We start from the raw sequence: 6,491 nt of genomic DNA, 5'->3' as shown, positions 1-6,491 counted from the left end.
GGCGACTGTACCACCTAAAATGGTGTCCGGGATGATTAGACCACTACACAACAACCCACAGCACCAGACCAGCCCACCCGGATTTTTGCACAGTGGGGCTTGCCCCATACCGTGACGCCTAGCTTTGGCGCCCGTCTTATTCAGGAGCATCACCGTCTGCACTTTCTGTCAGACCGGGCCTCACTTGTAGGGGAATGGGAAGAGGAGGCTATCGACCAGTTGGAAGCAGCCTTCCCTACCATCATCAAGGCGCTGGAAACCAAGCTGCTGACCGGCGAACTGGATGCCCAACGTCAGCACTGCATCACTATCCAGCACGGTGGTTTCACCTGCGAAGCCGATACCCTGGGTAGTCACGGCTATGCCTATATCTGCATTTACCCAGCGACGAGCATGGATGCCAATCGAGGCTGCAAGCAATAACCTCTTTATGGACGACTTGAGCGGGTTAGCTCCCCGCACAACGCAACCTCATGGCTGACCGTCGTTTCGGCAAGCAGCATCCGTGCTATCACCGCCTTGGCCCCCGCATCAAGATGGCGATAAAAGCTGGCATTAAGCTGAGTCAGATGCAGCAGGGAGTTCCTGGCTTTCTGAAAGGTCACTTCACAGACAGGGCTTTGGCGTTGCCAGAAAGAGGAAAGCGGGCCACTGGTGGTCAACCCGGTAATATCATAAAGCGCGCGACCAAGGCAGATGGTGGGCACCTGATGAAGCAGCGCAGACAACCCAACCGTACTGTTGATTGTGACCACCCCCTTGAGCAGCGGATAGAGGGCCGGGAGCGGCAATTCGTAACCATAAAAGACCCGCCCAGTCAGGCCATTCTCGGCGACAAGTCTATCGATACAATCACGGTAACTGACATACCCTCGATCCATGGGGTGATGTTTAAATAGCAGTAAGTCACCCGGATTCGCGTGGCGGGCAAACGAATTGACCACCTCTGCGATCATCTCCTCTACACCACCAAATTCGGAGTGCTCTTTTATTTGAAAATCTTCACTCACCTGCAGCGGCACCAGAAAGATCAGCCCCGCATGTTCCTTGAGATGATTGAGTAGTGCCCGATCGCGATGCCGATGGCCATATTTGACCAACGCGCTTCTCAGCCACCCCCTCGCCTCCTGCCAAAGCGTCCAGGGGCGGTGATCGACAAAATGGGGATAACGTGACCGTTTGATTGCTTTGCTGATGTGATAGCGGCTGGCATACCAGGCTCTGGCTGCAAATGTCTTGCCGACCTTGAGAGGTGGAATAAACTCGGCAGACCAGTGCACCCGAGGCAGTCTGGCCCGCTCTTCATACCAAGGGCTAAACGCATTGACGCCGCCCTGCTCCAGGGTCACAAAGTCGGGACGCAGATAGCCCTCCTCCAGCGCCCAAAATGACAACCCTTTGAGTTCACACACTTGGCTAGCCACTCGGTGATAAAAACGGCAATCGCCATAGCAGAGTACGGTATTGATGGCGTATTCCTTCAACACCCGCCGCAAGAACGCATTCCAGCCATCAGGCTCGCCGTGATAACTGAGATTCACCCCGGCACAGGGCCAGCATTCGTCACCACCGTTGACGTTGATCTTCACCACCCGGTGGCCCGCTGACACCAGATGCTGGCTCAGGATTTGATAAAAGGGGCCTATCGGCCCCTGCAGCAACAACACATTCATACAACGGGAATCCATCAGGAGAGCAAAGAACGGGCAGGCCGCAGGGTATCAACCAGAAAATGGAGCTTGAGTTGCCAGCGTCGCCAGCGGCTGGCACCGGTCATGGCGAGCGGCTTGTTCGCCGCCAGTTTGCGGATCAACTGCTCGGGGCTGCACCACAGGCCGGATTGCCAATCGATATAACGGGGATAGGCGGCAAGGGTCAGATAGACCAGTGCCGCCAGCGGCAACTGGCGTTGGCGTCTGGCTGGTGGATTGGTATCCATCGTTAATCCCCAACCACTGTAAAAGGGCTGCCCCCAGGTGATAACCCTAACCCCATGCACCAACGCCTCGAAGCCACTGAGCGAGGTCATGGTGTGCAGCTCGTCGATATGGGGATAGAGCGAGGCAAGATCGGTCCTGAGCACCTGACTATCGACACATTCGGCCAGACAGCTCGCGGAGATGGCCCCTTCACGGTTACCGCAGACCACATCAGGGTGAGGCTTGAACAGAATATGCGCCTGCGGTTTGGCAGCCCGCACCGCCCAAAGCAACTGCTCGTTACTGCGGATCGCCGGACTACCGCAGAGGATGGAGGCATCGCCATCCACTTGCCCTACAACCAGCACTAACTCGCGGCCATCTTGCGGGGGCAGAAATGGCTCTGTCCCCCCTGTGTTGTATTTGCTGACCCTGGATCGGCGCAGTAGCGCCAGCAACTTGTTGCCTCGTGCCAATGCAGCCGCGTCGATCGGTTCGTAATTAAGAAGCTGCTCGAGCGCACTGGGGCGGCGACTGTCGAAGTAAATCCCGACCGGATCGATGGAGAGTGATGACGGCCGACAAAGATTGGAGCCAAGGCCACTTGAACGGATAAAACCATCCTCGACCCGAATAGCCGATACCAGCTCGGGATAACGACTCCCCCATACCACCATCTGCTCATCACCGGTCACCCGCTTAGGGGGACGCCCGACAAACCGCAGCTCATCGGCCAGATGGGTACAAAAGGTGCGCATAAAGGCACGCTTCCACAGCGAAAAACCCACCAGATAAAGCCGCCGCCAACGGGCCGGGGCCATCTGCTGGCGGGCTAGCAGCTTGACGACATCCTCTACCTCGCAACGCTCCCCCAGCACAGGGTCAAAATAACGGGGGTAACGAATAAGCGTCGCCGACACCAGTTGTGGCAACGAGATGACGGCTCTTTTCTTTGCTCCGTCTCCGGTTGTCAGCAAACGCCGCTCGCAGCGCTTGCTGTCATGGGTCAAGCCCCAACCGGCATAAAAGGGCATACCAAAACAGTAGACAGGCTTGCCCAGCAGCAACGCCTCGAACCCCAGCTGGGAAGAGACGGTATAAACCGCATCCACCATTCTGAGCAGGAGATGGGGATGACAGGGCTCGCTCACTATCTCCAGATCAGCCAGCTCTGGCAGCCGCTGCACCAACTGCGCCAGCACACCGCTCTTTTTTCCAAAGTACGTTTTGCAATAAAAAATATCGGGATGGGTGCGCAGCAACAGACGGGCGCCGGGATGATTGCGCCGGGCAGCAGCTACCATCGCCAGAAAATCGGCCTCACTGGCCAAGGCCCCAGGGATGGAGAGATCCCCCGCCACCTGATCGACCAGCAATATCCTCGGTCTGCCATCTTGCAACAGACGTTGGGCCAAAGAGACAGGCAGCCCCTTATCTTCGCAATTGGTCGCCTCAGTGGGAGCCTGCGTGGCAAGAGCACCGGGACGAGTGGCGTAGCAGTTGTATTTGGTAATGCCAAGACGCACCAGTTCCCCGATCAATCGCTCGGCTCGCGTCAGCATCTCGACATCACAAGGGGTGGCAATCAGCTGTTCAAGCCAACTCGGCCGGTGGGCATCGTAATAGATGCCGACCGGATCGGCGATAAGCGAGACCGCCATGCCCCCTCTGGCGGGATGGCCGACATACCCGATAAAGCCATCCTCCAGCTGCCAGTAGGGCAACCCCAGCGCCTGCGCTTGCTGTTTTACCTGGCGAGTATTGGCCTTTTGGCCCCAGCCGACCAGTACATCGCCAGCTTGTGGCAAGCATTCAGAAGAGGGGGCAAGTCGGGCCAATGGCTGACCCAGACAGGCAGAAATCTGCCGCCTGCGCGCCAGAATGCCGCTGGATTGTGTCCATAGAGTCATGAAAAATCTCGGATTTCAGTAAGGGGGATAAACGAGGATGGTTTAAAAAAATCGGTTAAATCGAACACCAGGGGATTGCCAATCCGGGTCACTTCAGCTGCACATTTCCCATCGGGATATTGTCGAACTCGTCGCGCGAGAGATAACGCAGTCCCTGTACCCTCGGCAAGGAAGTCAGCAACTGTGGGCAACGGGTCAGCGTCCAAACTGACACATCCCGATCGGTAAAGGCCACACCGCCCAACGCATCGTAGCGACCAAGACAGCCCTCATCCCAATCCGCACCAACCACCTCGGGCGTACTCGGCACCAGAGAACAACCGCGGATCACCGCTACCACCATGCCCTGATAGACACCGACCACGGTATCAATATCAAGCACCCGAGCTGCGGCCACTGGCCACGAAGAGCGGGCACAGCTTTCAGGATGACGACCAGAGGAATAGGTCGCTTGCAAATTCACAACAAGAACAGGTTTCATGGGAAGTCCAAGCTGACGAGGCGAACAGCCTCTGAATGTTGAATAGAGATGAAGAGTCGGCTTAACGCATATCAGCAAAAAAGGCCCGGGGATTGAGATAGAGCTTGCGCAGCTTGCGCCACAGCGGTCGCTTGCGCTGCACACCCTCTTGCCAACGCAAGAGCCCCGGATATTCACTTACCGGATAACCCGCCTCCTCCTGCAAGCGGATCATCCACTCGCGAAAATCCGGAAGCTCTCCGCCAAGATCGTTGCAGGGCACCACTGGCCCTTTTAGTGGTCCCCGCTCTGCTTCCGTGCGCGACAGCATCTGTTCCAATAACTGATCGTTACCGGCCCGTCGCCGATGATAAGGGTGAGTTAACGGACGCGGATGCCACTGATGCACCAGAAACCGACCAGCAAAGAGATGAGGTAACGCGTAATAACTGAAATAGCGGCGAAACCCCTGATAATCCCCCGGGTGCTGAGCCTTGATATTGAGGGCATAGTCATCCGGCCTCGGCCCGATGGGATAATGGCGGGTCAATCGGTCAATCAACTCAAGATCCTCACCACCGTGGCCGACAAACTGTTCATCAAATCCCCCCAGTTGCAAAAACCACTCACGGTTTATCAGCAAGCAACTGCTGGCCAGGGCAATCCCCTCAACCCGGTGGTTTTCACCCCGTAGATACGATTCTAAGCAGCCTTGAAAGTCACCATCAAAGCGTTCAGTTTCCTCCTCTGTCAAATATAAGCAGGGATACATCTCGAACCCAGACATGTCTATCTGTTTACACTTGATACATCGAGACTCTAACTCAAATGCTAATTTAGGCGCCCAGAGTAAGTCTACATCCATCATAAAAATCATTTTTGACGAGGATTTAGCAACTGCATAATTTCTAGCTTGACCGGGAGAATATTCCGCATAACTTTGATTGTCAGATATAACTTTTAAATTCCCCTCGCTATTTATTAAGCTTAATCTATTTGTTGGGATATATATATCCCATGCTGACTCCCCAATACATTCAACCAATGCATCCAATCTATTTACAACTAGACGAAAATCCCCACTACATTGGCTGTTTATATATAGCGGCGTTATTACATTTAGCATGTTATCCGTGTATTGTATTTTATCATAGGCCAAGTGTTGGCCTGCCATAACTGATTACACCAGTATTAACCACCTTACAGTGTTTAATATCGATTTCATTACACAAGTACAAAACAACAAGGAGATGTCATCGTAATTTATTACATGACAACATATCCTATCTCTGCCGATACGTTTCTATCCGGAGTATATTGATGAATAACTACTTTACATGTTTCCCCTTTGAATTTGGATACATCAATCCCCTTTCTCATTAAAGTAGAATAATATGCTTTATCACTAGGTAAAACGGAATTTACTTTTTTAGCAACCACTCTAGGTCTAAAACTCATCCCTAGTCTAAACGTCTCCTTTTTATTTTGAGATTCAACTGATAAAAAATAATCTACATCCTTATAGTTTTCATATGAAACTCCCTGGATATGAAATATACCTTCAATATGAAACAAATCATTTTCCACCCAATGATTTTCTACACTCAAAAATATATCTTCGAACTCAACACCGGAAGAAATTAATTTTACCGTACAATATAAATCTCCTTCGTAACAAAAAAAATTAATCACTTTATCTTTACAGAAAATTCTATCTTTAAACCCCTCAGAGACACGTAAGCCACCTTTATATATCTTGCCATTATATCTAACATCAATTAAAACTCTATATGTCCCGTTATTTAAAGCATCTAAAGAAATTCCCTGTTTTTTGTAAGGAACAAAACCACTCCATGACAAATCAATAAACCTTCCCTTAAACTCAGTGTAGGATGCCTTGGTATCTCTGGCCGCCCCCAACTTAAAACTATATCTGTTTATTGCGTTCTCAAAAACTATATTCCTTTTATATATGCCATCCGTTGCACTTTCAACGCCATTAATATATGAAATCCCAATAGGAAAAAATAAATCATCAGCCTTGGTTGTTTTATAAAGCTTTGCCACCATATACTTTTCAAATGGGACATGTGAAGGTGAATTATTTATGTAACTTACTTTATCTTCATATATAGGAACAAGACCATCACATAAAGAGTTCATGATGGATAGTATAGAGTTCAAACAATATCGGGTGACATC

At 51.5% G+C, this 6,491-nt stretch carries 6 protein-coding genes; 1 reads left to right on the top strand and 5 read right to left on the bottom strand.

Annotated elements, in window-relative coordinates; all coding sequences use genetic code 11:
* Positions 1-99 precede the first annotated feature (99 nt).
* On the top strand, positions 100-423 hold the full coding sequence (locus AAC083_RS12030) for a type IV toxin-antitoxin system YeeU family antitoxin (RefSeq protein ID WP_308811009.1): 324 nt from the start codon (positions 100-102) through the stop codon (positions 421-423).
* Between the two features lie 5 nt (positions 424-428).
* On the opposite strand, the gene AAC083_RS12025 is transcribed toward AAC083_RS12030, so the two are convergent.
* From AAC083_RS12025 to AAC083_RS12005, 5 genes are all read right to left on the bottom strand, one after another.
* Complete coding sequence (locus AAC083_RS12025; RefSeq protein ID WP_108536723.1) at positions 429-1,673, bottom strand: capsule biosynthesis protein; 1,245 nt, start codon at positions 1,671-1,673, stop codon at positions 429-431.
* A gap of 14 nt (positions 1,674-1,687) precedes the next feature.
* Positions 1,688-3,829: a capsular polysaccharide biosynthesis protein gene (locus tag AAC083_RS12020; RefSeq protein WP_108536722.1), complete on the bottom strand. Its 2,142-nt coding sequence runs from the start codon at positions 3,827-3,829 to the stop codon at positions 1,688-1,690.
* A gap of 88 nt (positions 3,830-3,917) precedes the next feature.
* A complete protein-coding gene (locus AAC083_RS12015; RefSeq protein ID WP_108536721.1) occupies positions 3,918-4,211 on the bottom strand; it encodes a hypothetical protein in 294 nt (97 codons plus the stop codon).
* A 160-nt stretch (positions 4,212-4,371) separates the two neighbouring features.
* Complete coding sequence (locus AAC083_RS12010) at positions 4,372-5,415, bottom strand: galactosyltransferase-related protein (protein WP_258224670.1); 1,044 nt, start codon at positions 5,413-5,415, stop codon at positions 4,372-4,374.
* A 140-nt stretch (positions 5,416-5,555) separates the two neighbouring features.
* Positions 5,556-6,491 (bottom strand): hypothetical protein (locus AAC083_RS12005; protein WP_219927882.1); only part of this gene is annotated, 936 nt, incomplete at its 5' end.

Source organism: Aeromonas sp. HMWF014 (genome assembly GCF_963878295.1).
Lineage (GTDB): Bacteria > Pseudomonadota > Gammaproteobacteria > Enterobacterales > Aeromonadaceae > Aeromonas > Aeromonas popoffii.
The sequence above is the reverse complement of the archived record's forward strand: the minus strand, read 5'-3'. Positions and strand labels throughout refer to the sequence as shown.

Coding starts and splice junctions, on each gene's coding strand:
- AAC083_RS12025 (WP_108536723.1), bottom strand. CDS start 1,673: ATGAATGTGTTGTTGCTGCAGGGGCCGATAGGCCCCTTTTATCAAATC.
- AAC083_RS12020 (WP_108536722.1), bottom strand. CDS start 3,829: ATGACTCTATGGACACAATCCAGCGGCATTCTGGCGCGCAGGCGGCAG.
- AAC083_RS12010 (WP_258224670.1), bottom strand. CDS start 5,415: ATGCTAAATGTAATAACGCCGCTATATATAAACAGCCAATGTAGTGGG.